Genomic DNA, 25342 nt, shown 5'->3' with positions numbered 1-25342 from the left:
GCTATTTTAGGAAAGTGATAATTAATTCTGGTGCTGCATCACCATCAAAAGTCTCTGCTTCCCTTCCGGCAGATGTAGAAGTAACATTAAGTGATGCACCTGAAGGTTTCATAATAATATTCAAACTATTTCCACTTGTCCAATCACTCCTATTTACAATCTCCTGTATAATCGAAGATATATCCACCGTTTTTTGTGCTTCGGACTTATCTCCTTCGGTTACCCACTCAGGAATATTCCAAACTGCATTTGCCATTGTTAATGTTCTTGCAGATAGATTACCATTAGTATCTGTATATGTGGGTGCATTACCAATATTTTCTCCAAAAATTGTCATCTCCACTGGATCTGATCCATCATTATCGGCAGTAAACTGAATGCTAGCTGAAGATATAACAGCACCATTGGGTATAGCTATTTCATTAAATCGAAGCCCAATATTTGGTAATCCAAAATCCGGGGTACCTGCTCCATCTATTTCACCAATTTCAAGATCTCCACTTCCTAATGACATTTCACCAACTTCATCTCCAATTAAAGCTTCCTCAACATCATCTGAGGATTCATTTATAGGTACTGTTACTGTGACAGCTTCAAGAAGTGTGAAATCAGGGCCTATTACTTCTACTCCCTGAACAGATACTATGATAGGAGCTGTTCCTACTGGTGTTCCAGAAGGAATTGTAAATGTAATCGATGTTGTTGTGGCGGTACTAACAGAAATGTTTTCAGATCCATTAATTTTAACTTTATTCTCACTTGCTAAAGGGCTAAAATTTGTTCCCATAACAACAATTACAGCACCTTCTACTGCACTAGTTTCTGAAACACTTGTTATTGTTGGTGCTGGATAAGTAACGGTAAAATCTGCTCCAGAAGTTTCTTCGCGATTAGTTGTTACCGTAACTACTCCTGTAATTGCTCCACTAGGCACCGTAGCCGTAATTGAATTAGAAGACGAAACAGTAACTACTCCATTAACGACTCCATTAAGCCCTGTAAAAGCTACTACATTATCTTTTGGTGTAGTACTAAAATTGGTTCCTCTGATGGTAATTGTCGATCCAACAAGAGCACTACTGGGCTCAATATTGGTAATAGTAAGAGGATTCACTCTTATCGATGGATCAAATGATGCATCATCATTATCATCACATGACCATAATAAAACACAAGCAACTAAACCTATACACATAGTTGATTTTGTGATAGTCATTATTATATTTTTCATTCTATATATTTTATATTAAAAGATATCTTTTATGCATTGCAATCATTCGACCTAATCATTTTGCTTTAACAATGGATTAGCGTTTATTGCATCTTGAGGGATTAACCATTGCCAACGATCATCTCCTGCAGGTATATCAAGTTCAACAGCTAATGAAGGGATATGATTAGCACCATTTCTGTTAAGAGGTAAGTCCATACGTTTTAAATCGTACCATCTAAAACCTTCTCCCCATAACTCCCATCGTCTTTGTAATAAAATCTCATCTACTAATGCTGTACCAGTATTCGTAGACAACATGTAAGAAGGGTCTCGTACTATTGCATAATTAAACAATACATTAGCAGCCGAAGCATCACCCATTCTGGCTTTAGCCTCTGCTTCGATCAGATACATTTCTGATACTCTCATATAGGGTACATCCATTCTAGAATCATCTGTACCTTCTGCAATAAATTTTTGACTCGTATAAGGTTTAAGAACTCCACCTGGAGGTAATGTTACACCTGCAGGTAAGTTTAAATGTTCTCCTGTTGGATCAAATAATAACTTCCGAATATCTGTATCTGGTATGGCATCATACAAAGTACTATTGATAGCTTTAGGATTTCGTCTTATGTTATTAGAACTAAAATTTCTGGAAATATGGGACCCATAAGAAGAAAAGAATGTAGTTTGATCTTCTTGTATATGACTACCCCACATCCATTCATCACTAGTAAAATCAGAAAAGTTATTAAAATAATCATCTCTAGACATTAATGCATATCCAACTCTTGCTATTTCTGCAAACTGAGCTGCAGTAGCATAATTACCCTGTACAAGCGCTATTCTTGCTTTAAGACCTTGGGCAATACTTTTATCTAAATGTGATTTATTTGGTCTAGTATATCCTTCAAGCGCAATAATTGCATCATCTAAATCCTTATTAACTTGAGTATATACAGCCTCTACTGTTGGGCGTTCTGCTGGTTCCTGATCTACAGTTAAACTAATAGGAATACCCAGTTGAGAATTCGTCTCCCCAGGAACATATCTTTTAGCATATAACTGAACCATTTGAAAATGAGCCCAAGCTCTATAAATTAATGCTTGACCAACTGCTGCATTTCTTTGTTCTATAGGACCAACTGCTTGATCTGCACCATTAATTATAGTATTAGCATTTCTAATTATTCTATAATATACTCTATACGGAAATAAATTATCAGAATCAGAAGCATCCCGATTATCAATCCATTTATAAAAATTAATAAATCTATTATTTCCACGATCAGTCATTACGTAATCCTCTCCTAAAGCTTCGACCTGCATCATAAAAGCTCCGACACCTCCTCTTCTATTACTACCATAAGTAATATATAGTGACCTGTGAATACCATTAACTACCAGAAATAAGTTTTCTGTAGTTTCTGTAGCTGTTTCAGAAGCGATATCCTCAGTAGGTACTTCCTCTAAAAAATCTTTTTCACAAGAATTAAAAAAAACACTTGTGAACACTAAAATTAATAGAATTAATCTGTTATTCGTTTTCATCGTTTTCTTTTTAAAATGTTGCGTTAAATCCTAATGTTACAATTCTGGCAGGTGTAAACCTGTTTGAGGTAGTACCTGCAAACCTTTGTGCAGGTTCTAATCCTTTTCGAGCATTTAATACAAATAAATTTTCTCCGCTCATATATATTCTTGCGCTACTCAATCCTAATCGTTCGGTTAATGTTCGATTAAAATTGTAAGCCAAATTAGCTTGTCTTAAAGCAAGAAAATCTGATTTAACCAACCATCTATCAGAACTGGCTCCAAAATTGCTTAATTGCTCTACATCTAACCTAGGCACATCAGTAATGTCGCCAGGGTTTTGCCAACGATCTCTAATATCTATATGAAATGAATCTCCGAAATCTCCAGAATGTAATAAACTTCGATATGCGCTATCAAAGGTCTCACCCCCTAGTTGGTATGTACATGTAATCCCTAATTCAAAATTTTTATATTTAAAACTATTGGTAAAAGATCCAAAAAGATCAGGAGTTGCAGTACCTACAATATCAAAGAGTGCGTCATTCTGATTTGTTGTAACAATCGTACCGTCTGCGGTAGTTCGTACATCGCTATCCCCTACTGCACCTTTATCAGGATCTAAAATATAAAGAGCAGATCCATCTGCTGGATCTACACCATACCAATCTCTTAGGAAAAACGAAAAAATATCACCGCCTACAAATAGTTTCTTTGTACCATTAATAATCTCTTCTTGCGGTAATTCTGTAATTTCGTTTTTTAAGGTAGATGCATTTACGTTTAAGTCCCAGCTAAAATTAGTAGTTTTAATAATTCCTATATTCAAATCTAATTCTAATCCACTATTTACTAAACTTCCTATATTGTCGGGTCTATCGTCTAAACCATTTTCAAGCTCTAAGGGAACTTCAAAAAGTAAATCTTTAGACTCTCTATTGTAATATTCTAATGTTCCAAAAACTCTATTATTAAACAGACCAAACTCAATTGCAACATCAGATTGTATATTTGTTTCCCAAGTTAAATCAGGATTTCCAGATGCTGAAGCTAGTATTCCTCCTTCAGGTCCGTTATTATTATTTAAACCAAACAATGCTTGACTTATATAAAAACTACCTAATCGGTCATTCCCAACTTCACCATAAGACGCTCTAAGTTTAAGGTTATTAATCCATTCTATAGAATTCATAAACTCTTCTTGATTTAATCTCCATGAGCCCCCAACAGAAAAGAAATCCCCCCATCTATTATTCAGAAATCGCGAAGAAGCGTCTCTTCTATAAGATCCAGAGATGTAATACTTATCATTAAAGTCATATGTAATATTACTAAAATATCCTTCTCTTGTTAATCTTCCTGTATCAGAATTTAAATCTGTCGTTGTCGTAAAGTTAACAAGCTCATCAATTCCTTCTGCAATAACTCCAGTTCTTTGTCCCTCAAAGAAATTATTTTCTTGTTCAAAACTTTCATGTCCTAATAACACGCCTAGAGTGTGTTTGCCAATATCTTTACTATATCTAAGTAATTGATTATAATTTATTGCACTACGAATAGATGTTTGCTTGGTAAGCCTTCCTGCTCCTTGTGCATCTCCAACAATAGGGTTTTCGAATTCTACACCTTCTCTGAAACGTTTATCAAGTGCAGCATTTATAGTAAAAGTAAAATCTTGCAGAAATTTAAATTCTGCGTACACTCTACTATTTAAAGAAAAGATCTCATCTACATCTCTATTCAATAATGTTTCTTGTATTACATTTCTACCTCCTGCACCTGCTCTTGGACTGGTAAAATCATATTGTCTATTTCCTTGGGAATCTAATAAAAACGCTCCGGTAGTTTGATTATGCAAAAAAACGGGATAAATAGGAGCAATAGATCTTGATACATTAAATGGGTTTACACTACCAGTACTAGTACCATCTGAAGCATTATTTGCTGTTGTGGTAGATACAGACAAATTAAGTCCTGTTTTAAACCATTTTTTTAATTGACTATTAACATTTATACGACCTGTGATTCTCTCAAAATCAGTCTTAATAAGGTAACCATCTTCTTTTAAATACCCTATAGAAGCAAAATAGTCTGTTTTTTCTGAAGCTCCGCTATAAGAAAAATTCAGATTGGATCTAAACCCAGTTCTTATTAAAAAATCTTGCCAGTCTAAATCGTCTGTATATAATAATTCTGCTGCAGGATTAAGGCTACCATCGGTCAAAACGATTTGATCATTAGGAACATTAAAAGGGTTGATTCCTAAATTTCCGAAAATTTCATCACTAGCCCTTTGATTAGCTTCGTCAAGAGGAATATTATCTGAAATAGAAAAACTGTTTCGTAATGCTTCCCACATTAATGGATAATACTCTCTGGTACTTACTCTTTCATATTCCTGAATACCTCTAGTGCTAACTCCCTGGCTAACATCGAGTGTAAAAGTATCTTTTCTGCCTTTTTTACCTTTTTTTGTGGTAATTAAAATTACTCCATTTGCAGCTCTACTACCATATAAAGAAGTAGAAGCAGCATCTTTTAATATGGATAAACTTGCAATATCATTTGGGTTTAAATTTGAAAAATCACCTGTAAACTGTACTCCGTCAACTACAATTAAAGGGTCACTTGAAGCATTTACAGAACCGATACCCCTAACTCTAATAGTAGGACTAGAACCTGGCTGTCCATTTGCAGGAGTTAATCGAACTCCCGCTGCGGCGCCATCTAATGCCGTAAGAACATTTGTTACTGGTCGTTCTGTTATTTCTGTAGCCGTAATTTGGGTCACTGACCCTGTATAGGTTGATTTGCGTGCAACACCATATGCTACCACTACTACTTCATCAAGAGTTGATGCATCCTCTTGTAAGGTAATATTTATTGTAGTACTTGTACCAATAATAACTTCTTTAGTAATAAGTCCTATATAAGAAAAAACTAAAACATCTCCTTGGTTAGCTTCCAACTTGTAATTACCATCAAAATCGGTTTGAGTACCATTATTAGTGCCTTTGATAACAACATTAACTCCTGGTAAAGGCACATTATCTTGAGCAGTAACTACCCCACTAACCATATTTTGTAATGCAGCTATATTTTTTTTCTTTTTAGGCTTTTTTAAGTTCGATACCTTTTTTGATTCTTTTTCATCTATAGAATTCAATAACTTCTTTAATACCTGTTCTGACGTTTTTGTGTTTTTTGGAAACAAAACCACTTGATTCTTATAAATTTTGAAATCTATATTAGTTTTAATCAATAGTTTACCAAGTACTTTTTTCAGTTTTTCATTAGTTGCTTTTAATGAAACCTTTTTTGAAATATCTATCAGGTTATTATTATAAAAGAAGCGATATTCACTTTTTTCTTCTATTTCATTGATTGCAATCTGTAAGGTAACTTCTTCTAATGAAACTGAAATATTTTGTGAGTATGTATTAAACGAAAATAGCTTCGAAATAGTAATACATATAAGCAACGAATATATTTTCATAATTCTTATTAGATGTTTTCTGGATAAGAAAACTTCCGAAAAGTTTTTTTTCATAATTTTGTGTGATTTTAATTATTCTTATTCTGAGTCTAATTAAATTGTTTTAAGAAGAGAGTGTTGCAGCACTCTCTTCTTTAGTTTTATTCTGGGTCAAGCATAATTTTATTTTCTTCATATTTATAATTTATAGGTGAGGATATTTTTAATAGCTCTAATACTTCTTCTAATTCCAGGTTATCAAATTCTCCTGTATATTTATACTGAAGGAGAGAATCTGATTGAATAACAAACTCAACATCATACTTTCTATTTAAATCCAGTACTACTTGTTTTAAAGGAGTATTATCAAAAATCAATTTACCATCTTGCCAAGCGACAATACGATTAGAATCTACTTTATCAACTTTAATATTACTCTTTTTCTTATCAAAAACAGCTCTTTCTGAAGGCTCTAAAACTATTGGATTTTGTTCAATATTTTGTTTATGAACCTCTACTTTACCAGTAACTAATGTAGTTTCTATTTTCTCGTCTTTAGGATAAGACTTCACATTAAAAGAGGTTCCTAGCACTTTAATCTTAAGGTTTTCTGCTTCGACTATAAAGGGCTTATTTATATTTCTTTTGATATCAAAAAAAGCTTCTCCTATCAATGTAACTTTTCTTAAACTATCGGTAAACTCTTTAGGGTAAGAAATAGAGCTATTTGCATTAAGAACAATGGTAGATCCATCTGGCAAAATAACAGTCTTAAATCCACCGTGCTCTGTTGATACTGTTCGTGTACCAAACTTTAAATAATTTGTGGTGTTTACAATTAAATCATTGTTAGAAAACGATGAATAAAAATACAGCAGTAAAAACGGCATCATTACTGATGCTACTATAGCTGTATAGTAATACGTTTTCTTCTTCGTTTTCTTGGACGAAAAACGTTGATAAGACTCATTAACATCGGTTGTATTTAATGAATCTAAGGTGGCAGCAACATATTGCGCTTTTAGTAAATTAAATTGTTTTTGATGTTTTTTATCTTTTCGAATCCATTCTATGATGGATTTTTTCTCTTCAGGACTTGCATCTCCTTTAATATATTTCTTAAGGTCTTTGTCTTGCATTAAATATAGTCTTATATATATAAAGACGTATAAAAATGTAACACCCCCTAGTTGCTTTTAATTTTTTTTAAAATATTAAAATAATGATAAGAATTCTTTTAGATGAAATCGCATATGCCTAATAGCTTTTGACATGTGATTTTCTACAGTTTTAATAGAAATATCTAACTCATTAGATATTTCTTTATTCTTTAGACCTTCTATTCTACTTTTTACAAATACTTCTTGGCATTTTTCTGGAAGTAATGAGATACTTGCCTGAATTCTTAGCTCCAATTCCTTTTCTAAAATTGTAGATGTATCTTTATCCGACAAAGCATTATGATTTAAAAATGCCTCAAGTTGAACCATATTATTGGTTCTACTAAGTTTATGTTTTTTGGATCTTAAATAATCCAGACAAGAGTTTTTCGTGATCTTAAATAAGTATCCGTTTATATTAGAAGTAATTTTCTTTCTTTTTTTCCATGCTTTTAAAAACACATCCTGAATAATCTCTTCTGCATCTTCTCTATTTGATATATAACTTTGGGCTAAGTACAATAATTTACTGTAGTATAATTCAAAGACAATTTTAAAGGCCTCTTCGTTACCTTCATTCATTTTTTTGATTAAAAATTCATCTGTTATATGTGATTCCCTCTTCATCATTATTGTAATTCCACAACCAAATATAAATGATTTTTATTTAACTTCATGACAACAAATAATTAACATTAAAACTTTAATTATTATAAAAAAATCGTTTTATTTCTAATTATCTTCTAAGAATTGCTAAAATATAGAGAAGATATATTATTGTACATCATCTATCTTTTGTTCTGTATACAAACTTTAAACCACTCCAATCATCATCGATTGCAGCCACTTTTACATCTACCAATCCAATGTGGATTAAATATTCTCGTATCATATCCCTTTTAAGGTCTGTTACAATTTTTGAACTTCCTTTTGGCCAACTCACCCATAACATACCATGCTTTTTTATGGCAGGTTTGTACTTTGTGACTATGCCACTAAGTTCTATAAATGTGGTACAAAAAAGATGCGCAAAATCTACAGTCTCTTTTCCTAATACATCAGTATTTATAACATTTTCAGGTAAATCTGAAAAAAGATCAAAATAATAATCGGGTTGATTATATAAGGCTATAGTATACCCCTCTTTAATTCCTAATTTTTTTGATAAAGCCGTTCCTGAATATCCTGCTGCCATTACTACTACTATTAATATGTACACAAAGGTTCCTTATAAAATTAACAAAACTTATACATATATCTACTTTTCAAATTGTGTGAAATAGTAAAATAAACAATGTAAATTATGAATTTGATAATTTTAGCAGAAATTGATTTTATAAAACTGACATTTTATTAAGATTATAACAAAAAACCATTGTTTACCAACACAAAGTTTTTTACTTTCGGCCTCACTAAATCATAATATTAAATCATCTAATTATGCAAAATACAGCTTTAACAGAAACTCATATTTCACTTGGCGCAAAAATGGTTCCTTTTGCGGGTTTTAACATGCCTGTTTCATATGAAGGTGTAACTGTAGAACATGAGACGGTACGTAGGGCTGTTGGAGTTTTTGACGTTTCTCATATGGGTGAGTTTTTGATAACAGGTCCTAATGCATTAGACCTTATACAAAAAGTAACTACTAATGATGCGTCTAAATTAACAGAAGGAAAAGCACAATATAGTTGTCTACCAAACGACAAAGGAGGAATCGTAGATGACTTGATTGTATATAAAATAGCGGATGAAAAATACTTATTGGTCGTAAATGCTTCGAATATAAAGAAAGATTGGGATTGGATTAGTAGTCATAATACTATGAATGCAGAAATGCGTGATCTTTCTGACGATTATTCTTTATTGGCAATTCAAGGGCCTCTAGCAGCTAAAGCTATGCAATCGTTAACTTCTGTAGATCTTGAAGGAATGAAGTTCTATACATTCGAAATAGCTGATTTTGCGGGTATTGAACACGTAATTATTTCTGCAACGGGATACACAGGAAGTGGTGGTTTTGAAATCTATTGTAAGAATTCTGAAGTACAACAAATCTGGGATAAGGTATTTGAAGCGGGAGCTGATTTTGGTATAAAACCTATCGGACTTGCAGCTCGAGATACGTTAAGATTAGAAATGGGGTATTGTCTTTATGGAAACGATATTAATGATACAACTTCTCCTATAGAAGCTGGATTAAGTTGGATTACTAAATTTTCTAAAGATTTTATTAATGCCAAGGCATTGGCCGAAGAAAAAGAAAAAGGAGCCAATCGAAAATTAGTGGGTTTTGAACTTGACGAGCGCGGTATTCCCCGTCATGATTATGATATCGTTGATAATCAAGGAAATGCAATAGGAATAGTTACTTCTGGAACAATGTCTCCATCTCTTGGAAAAGGAATCGGATTGGGATACGTTCCTACTGATTTAGCAAAACCAGGTACTAAAATTAATATTCAAGTTCGTAAAAAAGCAATTCCTGCAACAATCGTTAAATTACCCTTTTATAAAGGTTAATTTTTATAATAAAAATAATAATGTTAAGTTTCAAATAGGTTTATTATTTGAAACTTAATTTTTTATAAAACAATTTTGAAAAAAATTCTAATCATAGGAGCTAGTGGTTTTATAGGAAATGCACTCTATAAAGAGTTAAATTCTTATTTTGATACCTATGGCACCTATAGAACAGATAATAAACTACTAGAAAAAAATCAAAAATTCTTTCAGTATGATATGGAACTAGAAGATATTTCTATTCTTCTAGATAATCTGAAACCTACGATAATCATTTCAGCGCTTCGTGGTAATTTTAATTCTCAATTAGATGTTCATCAACGTATTATTAATTGGATAAAGGTTCATAAATGCAAACTCGTATTTGTTTCAAGTGCAAATGTATTTGACTCTTTTAGTAATTATCCATCTTATGAATATGATAAAACATTAAGTGATAGTGTTTATGGCCGGTTTAAGATAAAAATCGAAAACGCCCTTATGCGATTACCTACCAATAAATATGTAATTACTAGAGTACCTATGATTTTCGGAGCAACTACTCCAAGAGTGCAAGAACTTAAAACCTTACACGATCTTAAAGCTCCAATAGAAGTATTTCCTAATGTCATTATTAACGTAACTTCTATTGCTAAATTTACACAACAAATACATTATATCATAAATCGCAATAAAAAAGGAGTATTTCATTTGGGGAGTACAGATCTTATTTATCATTTAGATCTAATTAAAGAAATTTGTGATACACTACAATTAGATGACCCTATATACAAACAAGTCTATGACTCTAATAGTGATCGATATCTTGCGGTATTACCTAAAGACAATAAGCTTCCTAAAAATTTACAGATTACTACTCAAGAAGTAATTGATTCTGTAGTAGTAAATTAACTCATAAGGTTAACAAATTCCTAAATCCTAAACGTAAAAAATTATTCGTTGTATCTTTGTAGTATGATTAACGAAGGCGAAAAAATTATCCTTTTTGACGGTGTTTGTAATTTATGTAATAGTGCTATAAATTTTATCATTAAGAGAGACAAAAAGAGTATCTTTAGATATGCCTCTTTACAAAGTGAAATAGGTAAAAAATTGATTGCAGATAGAAATATTGATATTTCTAAAATAGATTCTATCTTATTAATTGATCCTAAGATTGCCTACTATCATAAATCAACTGCTGCTTTGCATATTGCCAAGGAATTGTCTGGATTATACCCTATACTTTCTGTTTTTCTAATACTACCAAAATTCTTTAGAGATTGGATTTATGATATCGTAGCCAAAAACAGATATAAGTGGTTTGGCAAGAAAGAAAGCTGTATGATTCCGACTGCCGAACTCAAAGCTCTTTTTATAGATCAATAATCAACGTGTCTATTTGTTTTCTTAAATAGCTATATTGTTATCCTTTACCTCTTCTTTTACAACGGCTCTTTTTTCAAGTTTATCCATATTATCCATATGTACATAACTTAAGCAGAATATTGTAAAACATATAAGAACTAAAGGTAATAAAAACTGTTTCATATTATTTTATTTTGGGATTAAAACAAATCAGTATTATAAACCGTAATTAATTTACGGTTTAAATGTAATCTTATAAAGGAGTTTATATAGTAGTCTATTTAGAATTCGTTGACATCCAATTAGAATTCGTTATCCCAATTTAGAATATGTAGTAAAAAATCAATTTAATTTATGACCGTTTTTTAATGTAAAGACGACATTTTTAAATAATAACAGCTACTCTACATATTGTAAAGCAGCTGTTTGGCATTATATCCCTTACTTTCAGTTTTCCCTATATTATACAATTTCTTTAAAGACGGAATCTCTTTTAAATTTTCATTTTGTTTTTGGTAAATCAGATGTCGTATTTACATCTATACTATTTTGTACATTAAGTTCTGTTTGTTGTTTTTTTCTAAGCTCTTTTGATTGAGCATCTAACTTATTTACGTTGTCAACATGTACTATACTAAGACAAACTACTGCAAACGCAATAAGAACTGTGGGTAATAAAAGCCTTTTCATAATCTTGGTATTTTAGTGTGTGATACTAGTGAATACCAAAGGTAGATATAAGCTTAATGTTATATAAGGGGAGTTTAACTGAAAATGAATAGGGGGAAAATCCCCTACTCTAAATATGGTATTTACATATTAAAGTAAATAATCTGTAAAAATAGTTTACTCAATGAAAAGAGTACTTCACTCAATTGACATTGTTTCAAATTAGATACAAACTTATTTTTAGAAAGATTAACCATCCATGCATATTGCAGTATTTATGTGTTTAACGTGGATATAAAACTATTTTGATATGAGAATTTATACATTATTTTTTTTACTATTACTATCATCACTAGTATGCGCAAACACTGGTAAAAAAAACCAAATCATCCGTTAAAGAAGTAACAGTGTATCTTACAGGGGCCCAAATAAAAAGAATTGCTCCAATATCTGTAAAACCTGGAATTAATGAAATTTTATTCGTCGATTTATCTCCAGATATAAAAGAAAATAGCGTTCAAATATCTGGATTAAAAAATACTACAATTCTTTCTACTAATTATAGTATTGATTATCTAACGCATAAAAAAGACTCTGAAGAATTAGAAGCATTAAAAAATAAATTAGATGATTTGTTATTTAAAAAGAATAAAATAGAAAATCTGTTATCCGGATTTTCTCAAGAAAAAAAGATCATTGATAATAATCAAAGGTTAAGCAATGATACAACCCCAATATCTTTATCAAAAATTCAGGAAATATCAACATATTATAGAGAAAGATCTATAATTATACAAAATGAAACATATGCTCTTATTCTAAAAAAAGATAAAATCAATGATCATATACATGACGTACAAAATGAAATTCAAAAGCTCGATGATAATAAACAAAAGAGAGGTCAAATAAAATTAAAACTTGATGCTCCTGTAAATACCAATTTAACCTTAGAAATACGATACACGGTTGATAGTGCAGGATGGTTTCCTATTTACGATATCAAATCAAAAAGTATTGAAGAACCTTTACAAATAGCATATAAAGCTAATGTTTATCAACAAACAGGAACAAATTGGGAAAACATTAATATAATTCTCTCTACAGGAGATCCTAATACTAATAATATCAAACCGGACTTAACTTCTAAATTTTTAAACTTCACATATGGTGGTTATAAAAGAAGAAATAGTACAAATAGATATACCTATAAATACAACCCAACCGTTAAAAATGTTACTGGTATTGTTAGTGATTCTAATGGACAACCATTACCCGGCGTTAATGTTCTTGAAAAAGGCACTTCTAATGGGACACAAACAGATTTTGACGGAAGATACAGTCTTACTATTCAAGGCGGCCGAGAACTTTCATTTTCTTATGTCGGTTTTTCAAACGAGATTATTCCGATACATTCTTCTTTAATACATACAAAACTAGAAGAAAGCACTGCAGAATTAGAAGAAGTAATTATTGCTGGATATGGTACTTCTTCAAGATCAAATAGAAATTCCTACAAAACTAATAGAGAAAAAAAGAAAAAACAAGAATACAATCAAATTGTGGAACAAAAAGAAGAAGGGATCACGAATACAAGGTTTAAAATTAAAAAAAAGTATAATATCCCTTCTAATGCAGATATCACAACATTAACTATAGATAATTTTGTTATAAAAGTTGATTATCAGTATTATGTTGCTCCTGAGCTTAATGAAAATGTATTTTTAACTGCAAAACTAAAAGATTGGGGATATCATAGTCTATTAGCAGGAGAAGCAAATATTTATTTTGAAGGTAATTATGCAGGTAAAACTAATATCGATCCTTCTTCGACTGCCGATAGCTTAACCGTATCTCTAGGTATCGATCAAAATATTATTGTAGAAAGAAAACAACTCAACAATTTTAAAAGTAAATCATTTATCAGCACTAATAGTATATCCAATTATTCTTACAATATTAGTGTCAAAAATAATAAGCAAAATAATATAAAAATTATTGTAGAAGATAGAATTCCTGTTTCTCAAAATAAAGAAATAAAACTAAACAACGAGATTACTCAAGACGCAGCTTACAATTCTAAAACAGGAATTTTAACCTGGAAATTAAATCTAATCCCAAATACAAAACAAGAAAAACAATTCTCTTATCAAGTCAAATATCCAAAAGGCAGGAGGATAAACCTTTAACGTCTAAAAACCACTCTAAAACCATCTCTAAATTGTTCGTTAATGATAAATTCATCATTGGTCATTTCAAAAGTACCTCGATTAATATCATTGACGATCAATTCTTTAATACTTTCTTTATCAACTATTGAATACGAATAAGTCCCTGAAGGTAATATATCACTAATGGTAGTATCGGTGTTATTATTAGTAACAGTGACCGTGTTATTTGTTTCATTAAAATCCCATACTATTGTACCATTGGCAAAATCATGATCTATTCCTGTAAAACCACCAGATATATTTACCAAATTCCATTTTCCATTTAAACCCGAAGCAATTGCGTCGTTAGAATCGTCATCATTACTACAACTAATCATTGATAGTATTAATACCACATAAACACTAAATAAAGGTTTCATATTATTGAATTATTGGTTAATACATTATATAACTACAGATGGCATACCTTTAGTGTTCGTTGCGTGAATAAAGTGTTAAAAAAAACCAAATAATAAGTTATTTATGTGGTTTATTAGATTCTAGATTGACGCTCCTACGTGCTCTATTTCTTCTAAAAGAGCATCAAAGTCCATTTTTGTTGTTAATGGGTTCATAATTGTACATCTTAGATAAAGGTCTCCTTTTATTCGTGTTTGAACAATATAAAACTTACCAGAAGAAATTAGGCTTTCTCTAATTTTAGCGTTAAGAATATTTAAATCGATAGCACTGTTTGTTTCTGGGTTATATCTGAAGTTCACAATATTAGCTTGTGGTTGCATTGCCAACTCAAAATATGAACGTTTCTCGATCATTTTAGCAAACTCATTGGCCATGTCGTATAATCGATCAATATTGTTTTCGAATATTTCCTCTCCATGAGCTTTTAATATGGTATATACTTTAATCGACATCATGAACTTGGTACATTCAAAAGTTCTTTTACCAGAATTATACCATTCTCTTGTTTCTTGAGAATCCCATAAATACTGAGCCTTTTGCTGAAAAGTTTGATATGAATCATTTGCATTTTTAAAGATTAAACCTGTAGTTAATGCCGGTGTCATTAACATTTTATGAAAATCCAATACAACAGAATCCGCTCGTGAAATGCCATTTACCAAATGTTTATAGCGTTTTGAAAATACAACTCCGGCTCCATGTGCCCCATCAACGTGAAACCAAATATTATTTTTTTCTGCAAAATCCGCAAGATTTTCTAGGTTGTCATACGATCCAGTTGCGGTAGAACAAGCAGAACCGATTACAGCTATTACATGAAAACCATTTTTAGTAGCAGTATCAAAAGCTTGATTAAGTAAAGTTGTATCTATCTTAAAATTACTGTCGACGGGTATTTTGATTATTCCATCATTACCAAAACCAAGAATACGAGCTGCTCTATCAACACAGTAATGTGCTTCTTCTGAAACCATAACCGCTAACCTTTCAACATGACCATCTTCCCAAACAGCAGAAGGTGATTTTGCTTTTCTAGCTGCCAATAATGCCGTTAGATTGGCTAGAGTACCTCCAGAAGTTAAAAAGCCAGAAGCCTCGCTAGTGTATCCGATTTTGTTTGCAACAAGATCAGTAATTATCTTTTCAATAGCATTAGATGCCATTCCCATTTCATATACACCTGTTCCATTACTAAGCAAATCCGACATAAGGCCTCCGAGTCCAGAAACCAATGCAGGGACAGATACTTGATGACCAATACATCTAGGATGATGTACGCTTATAGAATGTTCTAGAATATTCTTAAAAACGTCGCTAACCTCTGAATCTGACGATAAATCTTGTTTCCAATACTCTAATTCATCTTCAGGATCTCTATAGGATAATACAGGCTCATTTTTATCATTCTGTACTTTTTCTAGATGATCTGCCAGCAAATCAATCACTTGATGTCCTAGTGTTCTAAAATCATTAGGGTCATACGCTTTTTCTAGTGCATCTTTAGTAGGTATTACGTCTTTCATATTCCAAAAAATTAAGTGATACCTCAAAATTAGTCATCTTTATTAATAATAAAAAATACTTAATTTTGATGAATTAATAACAAAAATGAATTAATGACAATTCAACAGCTAAAAAATGTAATTGTACTGTCCGAGAAATTGAACTTTACTCGTGCTGCCGAAGAGCTAAATATTGTACAACCTGCATTAAGCAGACAAATTAAACAATTAGAAGAGGAAATTGGCATTGTTATCTTTAAAAGAGATAAACGTAATGTAGAGCATACTACAGCCGGCATTTATTTTATAAAAGAAATTAAAAAACTACTTTCTCAATTCGACAGAATTAACGCGCAAAGTGTTCAAATACATAATGGAAAAGCTGGCGAAATACGAATTGGCTTTACGCATTCTATCATGCAAACTATTCTTCCTGAAATTTTAAAAACAATTAATAAAAAAACTCCTGGCATAAAGGCTGTATTAAAAGAAATGAATAATCGCGATCAATATCTCGCTTTACAACAAAATGAATTAGATATTGGTTTTGCCACAAATCCTATGGTTCCATTTAACTTAAAAAGTAAAATTTTACACATTGACAACTTTGTTGTTTTGCTACCTGATCACCATCCTGTTAATGAAAATAATTACATTGACTTTTCTGTTTTTGCGAAAGAAGAGTTCATATTTCCTACTGTATCTGATGGTCCAAATTACGTACACATCTTAGAATCTATTTGTGTCGATGCAGGCTTTACGCCAAAGGTCGTTCATGAAACAGATTCTGCAAGTACAAGTTTTAGACTAATTGAAGCTGGCTTAGGTATAACACTAGAGCCTATTTCTTCATTACACGGACATGAGTTTCCTATAAAGAGTATCGAGTTAAAAAATATTAAACAAAAAGCGAAACTTACTATGATGTGGAATCCCGAAAGGGAATCTGAATACCCAGAACTCTTTGAGCTACTTAAAAATTGGAAAGTAAACTAATTACTTTACAGCATCATAATGATCATCCCATTCTTTAACCTTAGGCTCTCCTAGCTTTCCAACGGATTTTGCAACGATCATAGATACTGTAGCATCACCTGTAACGTTAATAGTAGTACGAAGCATATCCAAAGGTCTATCCACAGCAAAGATTAATGCTAGACCAATAGGTAATTTATCTGAGGGAAAACCTATCGCTTCCAGTACAATAACCAACATTACCATACCTGCTCCAGGTACAGCTGCTGAACCAATCGAAGCCAATAAAGCTGTTAAAACAATAGTTATCTGATTACTAAATGTAAGTCCTTCTGGCCATAAAACCTGCATAATAAATACCGAAGCTACAGCTTGATACAAACTTGTCCCATCCATATTTATGGTCGCTCCTACAGGTAACACAAAACTGGATACTTCTTTATCAACCCCAATATGTTCTTCTACTCTTTCCATCGTTACTGGCAGGGTAGCCGCACTAGAACTTGTCGAAAATGCTAATAATTGTGCTGGACTAATTTGTTTTAAAAACCAAAACGGAGATTTTTTCGTGATTACAGAAACAAGAATACAATAAAATATAATCATCAATGACAATCCAAATACTACAACACCTGCATATCGTAACAGTGCCAATAATATATCTGGGTCATCAGAAGTTACTACCACGTTAGCCAATAATGCAAAAACAGCATAAGGTGCTGATAACATTATCAAATCTACCATTTTTAGTACTACATCGTTAAGGCTATCAAAGAATTTTTTAAGAGGTTCTGATTGTTCAGGTTTTATCAAAAGCATACTTATTCCAAGGAAAATAGCAAAAAAGATAACTTGTAACATCATTTTATTATCGCTCATTGCTTTAATAGCGTTTTGCGGTACCATATCCACTACAAATTGTAAAGGGCCACTTTGTTTTTGTCTACCCGCCTCGGCAATACGTTCTGAAATTTTAGAATTACCAGCATATTCAGTAGTTAACTTTTCAATAGTTTCTGGAGTGATACCATTACCTGGCTTTAAAGCATTAACTAACAATAAACCAATAGTTATTGCAATTACTGTTGTTAGTATGTAAATTACAATAGTTCGACCACCAATTTTTTTAAATTTTGAAATATCTTTTAAATCAGATATACCTTTTATTAGAGATGCCAATATTAAAGGTACTGCTATTAGCTTAAGAAGGTTTACAAAAATAGTACCTAATGGTGCTATCCAATCACCTGTAAACCCCTTACCCCATGAGATTGTTGTCATAATAAATCCAAATACTATACCTAATAGCATTCCGATCATGATTTGCCAATGCAATGCGATTTTTTTCATGTGAATATTTTAAAATTTAAGCCAAACAGCGTCGAAGATATAAATTAAAAACAAAAAAACGGTAACCTATATAAGATTACCATAAAATATTAACTTGTGTTCTTCTTTTTCTATTTCTTAATCGTTCGATTCATCAACCAATAATCAACAAGTACTAGTGCAGCCATAGCTTCAACAATGGGTACCGCTCTTGGCACAACACAAGGGTCGTGTCTACCTTTTCCTTGCATATTTACAATATTACCATCCTTATCTATAGTTTCTTGATCCTGCATTATCGTAGCCACTGGTTTAAAAGCCACATTAAAATAAATATCCATTCCATTAGAAATACCACCTTGAATTCCTCCAGAAAGATTTGTTTTAGTCGTGCCATCAGAATTAAACAAATCATTATGTTCACTACCTTTTAATGCTGCCCCTTCAAAACCACTACCGTATTCAAAACCTTTTACCGCATTGATTGAAAGCATTGCTTTTCCTAATTCTGCATGTAGTTTATCGAAGACAGGTTCTCCTAATCCTATGGGTACTCCTGAGATAGCACAACTTACTACACCTCCCACAGTATCTCCTTCTTTACGGATCTGTTTGATATAAGTTTCCATCTCGTTTGCCTTTTCTGTATCAGGGCAACGTACTATATTACTTTCTGTTAAAGAAAAATCTAACTCTGTATGTGCTTTGTTTAGCTTGATAGCTCCAACACCACTCACATAAGCATTAAAACTAATTTCAGATAACACTTGTTTGGCAACTGCACCTGCTACAACTCTACTGGCTGTTTCTCTTGCAGAAGAACGACCTCCTCCTCTATAATCTCTTACTCCATATTTTTGATCATAAGTATAATCTGCATGCGAAGGCCTATATGAGTCTTTTATATGCGAGTAATCTTTAGATTTTTGATTTGCATTTTTTATCACGAAGCCAATAGGCGTTCCTGTAGTAACTCCTTCAAAAATTCCAGAATAAAACTCTACTGTGTCAGGTTCTTTACGTTGTGTTACAATAGCAGACTGCCCAGGTTTACGACGATCCAGTTCAGTCTGAATAGCCTCTAAATCTAAAGCTACTCCAGACGGGCAACCGTCAATTATACCTCCAATAGCTACTCCATGAGATTCTCCAAAAGTGGTTACTTTAAATAAGTTACCAAATGTATTTCCTGCCATTAAACCTTACTTAATAAATTAAAATAATTTTACGCTAAAATAATTTTTAATCTTCAAAAACAAGGTAGTAATATGATATAAAAAGTAAAGTTTCCTGAATAAAAATTTAAGATTCAGTTAGAAAAACTATTATTTTTTCAGTTTTTACCAGTTCTCCGTTTTGTTTAAAATGTAAGTCTCAAAATATTCTTAAAAAAAATACCATAAAATTAAAGACATTATTACCCCGGTAATTCCAATTAAAGAGGTCATTATTGTCCAGGAACGAAATGTTTGTTTTTCTGTCAATCCTAAATATTGACCTACCAACCAAAAGCCACTATCATTTACATGTGATAAAACTGTGGCTCCAGATGCTATAGAAATTACAAAAAGTGCTATTTGTGCAGCACTAAAATCACCTGCTAGAATTATAGGAGATGCTATACCAGCAGCTGCAATCATAGCTGTAGTTGCAGATCCTTGTAAAACTCTAATCAAAGCCGCTACAATAAAAGCGAATAACAATGGGTGTAAGTAGGCATCTTGTAAAGAAGATGCTAATAATTCACCTGCCTTAGTATCTACCAATATTTGTTTAAAGGCTCCCCCTGCTCCAGTAAGTAAAATTATGGCTCCTGCTGGTTGAAATGATTTTGTTGAAATTTTTAATAATTCATCCCGTGTTGTTCCTCGTTTAATACCTAGCACATACCAGGCTATAAGATTGGCAATGATCAAGGCTGTAAACGGGTGTCCTAATAATGAAATTGCATATACTAAAGACCGCGGAAACATTTCTTTTTCAAACCAATCTCCTAATAATACTGTTTTTAAAACGATTAATAAAATAGGTAACCCTATGATTGTAATTATGGTAATTGGATTAGGGTATGATTCTATTGTTGACGACTTTACTGTTGTTGCTTCGGGTAAAGCAATATTGATTTTATTCGATATATATTTAGCAAATAATGGTCCGCTAACTATTGCAGCAGGTATTCCAGTTATGAAACCTAAAATAATTACCCATCCAAGGTTTGCACCAATAATATCAGCTACTGCTACTGGTCCTGGAGTTGGCGGTATAAAACTATGAGTAATTGCCAAACCAGCTAATAGCGGTATAGCGTATAACAAAACTGATTTTTTAGTCTTTCTTGCAATGGCATAAACCACAGGTACCAATATGATAAAAGCTACATCAAAGAATACCGGAATAGCAATAATAAAACCTGTTATAACCATTGCCCAAGAAGCATTTTTTTCTCCTGCCAATTTTAAAATATATGCTGCCAGTCCCTGTGCTCCACCAGAATGTTCTAGTAAACCCCCGAATAATGCTCCCAATCCTACAACTGTAGCCACAAAACCAAGAGTCCCTCCCATACCGTTCTTAATACTATCCAGAATCATTTCTGGTGATAAACCAGCAACAATTCCAACTAGAATACAGACAATAAGTAGTGCTATAAATGCCTGGATCTTTAATTTTAAAATCATAAAGAGCAAAGCAAAGATGCCTACTCCTACAGCACTTAATAATTGATAATCCATAAAATATTAGCTTTTCCAGTTTGTATGAAAGTATTCATCTATAGGTTTGTCTACCCTTTGATATGTATGTGCTCCAAAGTAATCTCTTTGTGCCTGTATAATATTAGCAGAAGATTGCGAAGATGTGTATGTTAAAAAATAATTAGTAGCAGAAGATAAAACGGGTAATGAACATCCAGCACTAAATCCTTTTGAAACAGTATCTGTAAGTCCGTCTATTGCGCCTTTCATTACTGTAATAATATCAGGTGAAATTAATACTGAAATGTCATTATTTCCTAAAAACGAAATACTAATTTTCTCCATCAAATTACTGCGAATAATACAACCGTTAGTCCAAATTCTAGCAATCTCTGACAAATTAAGATTCCAATTATACTCTAGAGATGCTTGATGCAATAAATCAAATCCTATAGAGTGATTAATAATACTTGCCGCTTGAAAAGCGTTTTTTAAATTTTCTAAAAATACATTCGTATCGTCTATCGTACTCGTAGTAGTCATTTGGTATGCTTCTGCAACTTTTATTCTTTGTGATTTCATGCCAGAAAGATTTCTCGCCATAACAGACTCTGAAATCGTTGATAACGGAACTCCTACATCTAGAGCAGCAATAGTAGACCAACCACCAGTACCTTTCTGTCCAGCTTTATCTAAAATTTTATCGATTAAAAATACATCACCTTCTTTTTTGTAAAGAATATCCTCAGTAATTTCTAGCAAATAACTATCTAAGTCATCTTTTCTCCATGATCCAAAAATAGCAGCTATTTGATCAGGTGTTTTTTTGACAAAAAATCGTAATAAATGATAAATTTCAGCCAACAATTGCATTTCTGCGTATTCTATCCCATTATGCACCATCTTTACATAATGACCAGCTCCTTCTGGGCCAATATAGGTACAGCATGCCTTATCATTTTTATCTTTAGCAGCTATTGCTTCTAAAAATTTTCCTGATTGCTCATATCCCTCTTTTGACCCACCTGGCATTATAGACGGTCCTTTTAATGCTCCTTCTTCTCCTCCAGAGATACCAGTACCTAAAAAGCATATTCCTTTTTTTGATAATTCCTTTTCTCTTCTTAATGTGTCTTTATAATGTGAATTGCCTCCATCTATAAGACAATCTCCATCATTTAAAAAGGGTATGATTGCATCAATTACCATATCGATAGGTTTCCCTGCATTTACCATCATAATAATGGTTCGCGGTTCTGTTAAAGACGAAACAAATTCATTCATATCATCAAAACCCAATACCTCGTGATGTGAAGACTCTTCTTTTACAAAATTCTGCGCAACATCAATCTCTTTGTTTGCAACCTGCCTATTATACACAGATAAACTAAAATTTTTTGATAATAAGTTTTTAGCTAAACTTTTTCCCATTACGCCCAAACCTATTAATCCTAGTTCTGTTTTTTGATTATTCACTTTTGATTTTATTTTCATTATAATTTCTGAAACGCTTTGATTTATATCCACAGTAATTCCTGATTGTGGTTTTTGTAAAGCTTCAAATTGAGACACTAACATTTCTTTCTTAAAAAAATGATCTTTTCTTGCTGCCATTCGATTTGAGATTAAATCATAACTACCATCAAGAAAAATCCACTCTATAAATTGAGGGCTTATCGACTGAAGCTTGTCTCTATACTTCTGCTTTAATGCAGAGCATGCTAGTACTGCTCCCTTTAAATTATGCCAATTTCTAATTTCATTTGCTATTTTTTCAAGCCAAGGGTCTCTATCATCATCATTAAGAGGGAATCCTTTAGACATTTTTTTAATATTCCTTTCCGGATGAAAATCATCTGCATCATAAAACGGAATATTAAAATCTTTAGCTAAATGTTGGCCTATAGTTGATTTTCCACAACCTGATACACCAAATACAATATATACTTTACCCGTACTCAATATGTTTATTCTAAAGTGAATTCAATTTCGTTTGTTTCATCATGAGCATGTTTAGCGACCCATACTTTAAAATCTCCTGATTCTGTAATCCATTTTTTGTCAGGACCATAAAATGATAAATCTTCTGTAGAAAACTGGAAATCTATTGTTTTTGATTCTCCTCCCGCTAATTCTATTTTTTCAAAACGTAATAATTCTTTAATGGGTCTTGTCAAACTTCCTACCATATCTCTAAAATATAGTTGTACTGTTTCTTTAGCTTTTATCTCTCCATTGTTTGTCACTTTTATACTTACAGTAATTGTATCACCCATTTTTGGGGTTTTTGAAGAAATATTTATATCAGAATATGTAAAGTTAGTATAACTTAGGCCGTATCCAAAAGGATATTGAGGCAAATAGCCCGCATCAAGATAATGTGATGTATTACCTAAAGAACTTTGCCATGCTGCAATCGGAATGGAATCCATATGAACAAATTCTTCTGGAATTACTGGACGCCCTGTATTTTTATGATTATAATGCATGGGTATCTGTCCTACTTCTTTTGGCCATGTTACTGGTAATTTGCCCGATGGAGTAACTACACCTGTTATGATATCTTTTAAAGCTGGACCACCCATAGTACCAGGATGCCATGCCATAACAACAGCATCTACTTTGTCTAAAATATTTCCTAAAGTAATCGGTCTTCCTGCCATTATAACCAAAACTATTGGTTTACCTGTTTTTTGAAGCTCATTAATAAGTTCTTCTTGAGCTCCTGGTAAGTTAAGATTAGCTCTACTATGCGCCTCTCCTGATAAAATTGCTTCCTCTCCTGCAAAAAACAAAACTACATCTGATGATCTTGCTATTTGTATTGCTTCTGCAAATTTCTTATTTGATTTATCTCTACTATATGATAATCCATCACTATATAAGATTTTATATGATTCATCTTTCTTAAAGGCATCTAATGGTGTAACGGTATGTTCTTTTTCTCCATCAAAAGTCCACGTTCCTAATTGTTCATGTGGAGCATTGGCTAATGGTCCAATAATAGCTATTTTTTTAGATTTTGATATCGGAAGTATATTGTTGTTATTTTTTAATAATACTGTACTTTCTAAAGCAGCTTCTTTTGCTTTGGATAAATGATGCTCACTATATAATATATCATCTTTAGGATCGAAATACGGATTGTCAAATAATCCTAATCTAAATTTGATTCTAAGAATGTTCTTGACCATTACATCTAATTCGTTTTCAGAAAACTTCTTTTCTTCGATGAGTGTTTTCATATGATCCTGATAAGAGGTACTTGTCATCTCCATATCTAACATTGCATTTGCTGCTTTCTTTGCTGCTTCTTTTTGATCTTTTGCAAAACCATGATTCACCATTTCTATAATTGAGTTCCAATCACTAACGACAAAACCATCAAACCCCCACTTATCTCTTAATATATCTTTTAATATATACTTATTTGCCGAAGCTGGCACACCGTTGAGATCATTAAAGCTTGTCATAAAAGTAGCAGAACCAGCGTCAACAGCTGCTTTAAAAGGCTTTAAATATGTATTATGTAATGAATTTTCATTGATATTAGCAGTATTATAATCTCTACCTCCTTCTGCTGCGCCATATCCTATAAAATGTTTAGCACAAGCAGCTATACTTGTTGGGGAAGATAAATCATCTCCCTGAAAACCATTAATATAAGCTTTTGCCATTATACTAGTTAAATAGGGATCTTCTCCAGCAGATTCTGCGATTCTTCCCCATCTTGGATCTCTCGAAATATCTAACATTGGAGCAAATGTCCAACGTATTCCACTTGTGCTTGCTTCTGTAGCTGCAATCCTAGAGCCTTCTTTTACAATTTGTGGATTGAAAGATGCTGCCTGCCCTAAAGGTATTGGAAAAATTGTCTTAAAACCATGAATTACATCTCTTGCAAATATCAAAGGAATCTTACTTGGACTTTCTTCTACGGCAATGCGTTGTAATTCCTTAGCATCATTTTTATCCATGATATTAAGAAAAGATCCTATTTCACCTTTTCTAACTGCTTCTTTAAGCTCTGACGGTAATTCTTTAACCCTACTAGATTTGCCCCTTTGTGCTGTTTGACCTATTTTTTCTTCTAAAGACATTGAAGCGACAATACTGTCTATTTTTAATTCTAATACGTCTTTCTTTTCAGAACTATCTCTAGGCGTCTTCGTTGAACAACTTGCTATTAAATATGGTACTATAAACACTAAGTATAACCAATTATAACTCTTTCTTTTTTTCAAATTTGTATCCAAAATAGTATGATTAAAGTATTGTTTCTTTACTTTT

General features: G+C 32.3%; 20 protein-coding genes. 5 read left to right on the top strand and 15 right to left on the bottom strand.

From position 1 onward, the window contains the following. Nucleotide 1: 1 nt before the first annotated feature. The 6 genes from AWE51_RS03795 to AWE51_RS03770 form a co-directional block, all read right to left on the bottom strand. Nucleotides 2-1231, bottom strand: coding sequence for an IPT/TIG domain-containing protein (locus AWE51_RS03795; RefSeq protein WP_082832300.1), 1230 nt, complete (start codon nt 1229-1231; stop codon nt 2-4). Nucleotides 1232-1282: 51 nt separating this feature from the next. Further along, on the bottom strand, nt 1283-2767 hold the full coding sequence (locus tag AWE51_RS03790) for a RagB/SusD family nutrient uptake outer membrane protein (protein WP_066309680.1): 1485 nt from the start codon (nt 2765-2767) through the stop codon (nt 1283-1285). A 10-nt stretch (nt 2768-2777) separates the two neighbouring features. After that, on the bottom strand, nt 2778-6299 hold the full coding sequence (locus AWE51_RS03785) for a SusC/RagA family TonB-linked outer membrane protein (RefSeq protein WP_082832299.1): 3522 nt from the start codon (nt 6297-6299) through the stop codon (nt 2778-2780). Nucleotides 6300-6385: 86 nt separating this feature from the next. Continuing rightward, complete coding sequence (locus AWE51_RS03780; RefSeq protein ID WP_066309679.1) at nt 6386-7363, bottom strand: FecR family protein; 978 nt, start codon at nt 7361-7363, stop codon at nt 6386-6388. A gap of 75 nt (nt 7364-7438) precedes the next feature. Then, the gene (locus AWE51_RS03775) at nt 7439-7966 is read right to left on the bottom strand and encodes an RNA polymerase sigma-70 factor (RefSeq protein ID WP_066310964.1); all 528 of its coding nucleotides are present in this window, start codon (nt 7964-7966) and stop codon (nt 7439-7441) included. A gap of 202 nt (nt 7967-8168) precedes the next feature. After that, nucleotides 8169-8603 (bottom strand): DUF3052 domain-containing protein, encoded by a 435-nt coding sequence (locus tag AWE51_RS03770; RefSeq protein ID WP_232517333.1) that lies wholly within the window; start codon nt 8601-8603, stop codon nt 8169-8171. Between the two features lie 221 nt (nt 8604-8824). Between AWE51_RS03770 and gcvT the strand changes: the two genes are divergently transcribed. The 3 genes from gcvT to AWE51_RS03755 all read left to right on the top strand — a co-directional run bounded on the left by gcvT (nt 8825) and on the right by AWE51_RS03755 (nt 11275). Next, nucleotides 8825-9907, top strand: coding sequence for a glycine cleavage system aminomethyltransferase GcvT (gcvT, locus tag AWE51_RS03765; protein ID WP_066309675.1), 1083 nt, complete (start codon nt 8825-8827; stop codon nt 9905-9907). Nucleotides 9908-9982: 75 nt separating this feature from the next. Beyond that, a complete protein-coding gene (locus AWE51_RS03760) occupies nt 9983-10798 on the top strand; it encodes a sugar nucleotide-binding protein (RefSeq protein ID WP_066309672.1) in 816 nt (271 codons plus the stop codon). Between the two features lie 63 nt (nt 10799-10861). Next, entirely contained in the window at nt 10862-11275 is a 414-nt protein-coding gene (locus tag AWE51_RS03755) for a thiol-disulfide oxidoreductase DCC family protein (protein ID WP_066309671.1), read from the top strand. A 21-nt stretch (nt 11276-11296) separates the two neighbouring features. Here the strand turns inward: AWE51_RS03755 and AWE51_RS26355 are convergent, their stop codons facing one another. Next, a complete protein-coding gene (locus AWE51_RS26355; RefSeq protein WP_157766010.1) occupies nt 11297-11437 on the bottom strand; it encodes a hypothetical protein in 141 nt (46 codons plus the stop codon). A gap of 318 nt (nt 11438-11755) precedes the next feature. Next, the gene (locus tag AWE51_RS03750; protein WP_066309666.1) at nt 11756-11944 is read right to left on the bottom strand and encodes a hypothetical protein; all 189 of its coding nucleotides are present in this window, start codon (nt 11942-11944) and stop codon (nt 11756-11758) included. 386 nt (nt 11945-12330) lie between these two features. Between AWE51_RS03750 and AWE51_RS03745 the strand changes: the two genes are divergently transcribed. After that, nucleotides 12331-14109 carry a DUF4139 domain-containing protein gene (locus tag AWE51_RS03745; protein WP_232517332.1) on the top strand — a complete coding sequence of 593 codons (1779 nt, stop codon included), beginning with the start codon at nt 12331-12333 and terminating at the stop codon, nt 14107-14109. Here AWE51_RS03745 and AWE51_RS03740 read toward each other — a convergent pair. Beyond that, nucleotides 14106-14510 carry a hypothetical protein gene (locus tag AWE51_RS03740; protein WP_066309661.1) on the bottom strand — a complete coding sequence of 135 codons (405 nt, stop codon included), beginning with the start codon at nt 14508-14510 and terminating at the stop codon, nt 14106-14108. The two genes, AWE51_RS03745 and AWE51_RS03740, sit on opposite strands and share 4 nt — an antisense overlap. A 120-nt stretch (nt 14511-14630) precedes the next feature. Further along, nucleotides 14631-16076: a pyridoxal phosphate-dependent decarboxylase family protein gene (locus tag AWE51_RS03735; RefSeq protein WP_066309659.1), complete on the bottom strand. Its 1446-nt coding sequence runs from the start codon at nt 16074-16076 to the stop codon at nt 14631-14633. Between the two features lie 93 nt (nt 16077-16169). Here AWE51_RS03735 and AWE51_RS03730 point away from each other — a divergent pair, with 93 nt between their 5' ends. Next, the gene (locus AWE51_RS03730) at nt 16170-17051 is read left to right on the top strand and encodes a LysR substrate-binding domain-containing protein (protein ID WP_066309657.1); all 882 of its coding nucleotides are present in this window, start codon (nt 16170-16172) and stop codon (nt 17049-17051) included. Here the strand turns inward: AWE51_RS03730 and AWE51_RS03725 are convergent, their stop codons facing one another. The 5 genes from AWE51_RS03725 to bglX form a co-directional block, all read right to left on the bottom strand. Beyond that, the gene (locus AWE51_RS03725; RefSeq protein WP_066309655.1) at nt 17052-18380 is read right to left on the bottom strand and encodes a dicarboxylate/amino acid:cation symporter; all 1329 of its coding nucleotides are present in this window, start codon (nt 18378-18380) and stop codon (nt 17052-17054) included. A gap of 110 nt (nt 18381-18490) precedes the next feature. Then, on the bottom strand, nt 18491-19555 hold the full coding sequence (gene aroC, locus AWE51_RS03720) for a chorismate synthase (RefSeq protein WP_066309650.1): 1065 nt from the start codon (nt 19553-19555) through the stop codon (nt 18491-18493). A 189-nt stretch (nt 19556-19744) separates the two neighbouring features. Then, nucleotides 19745-21091, bottom strand: coding sequence for a GntP family permease (locus AWE51_RS03715; protein WP_066309648.1), 1347 nt, complete (start codon nt 21089-21091; stop codon nt 19745-19747). A gap of 6 nt (nt 21092-21097) precedes the next feature. Then, complete coding sequence (gene gndA, locus AWE51_RS03710) at nt 21098-23014, bottom strand: NADP-dependent phosphogluconate dehydrogenase (RefSeq protein ID WP_066309641.1); 1917 nt, start codon at nt 23012-23014, stop codon at nt 21098-21100. A gap of 5 nt (nt 23015-23019) precedes the next feature. Then, on the bottom strand, nt 23020-25308 hold the full coding sequence (gene bglX, locus AWE51_RS03705; RefSeq protein ID WP_232517331.1) for a beta-glucosidase BglX: 2289 nt from the start codon (nt 25306-25308) through the stop codon (nt 23020-23022). Nucleotides 25309-25342 lie beyond the last annotated feature (34 nt).

Source organism: Aquimarina aggregata (assembly GCF_001632745.1).
Classification (GTDB): Bacteria; Bacteroidota; Bacteroidia; order Flavobacteriales; family Flavobacteriaceae; genus Aquimarina; species Aquimarina aggregata.
This window is presented reverse-complemented; position numbering and strand designations above follow the sequence as displayed.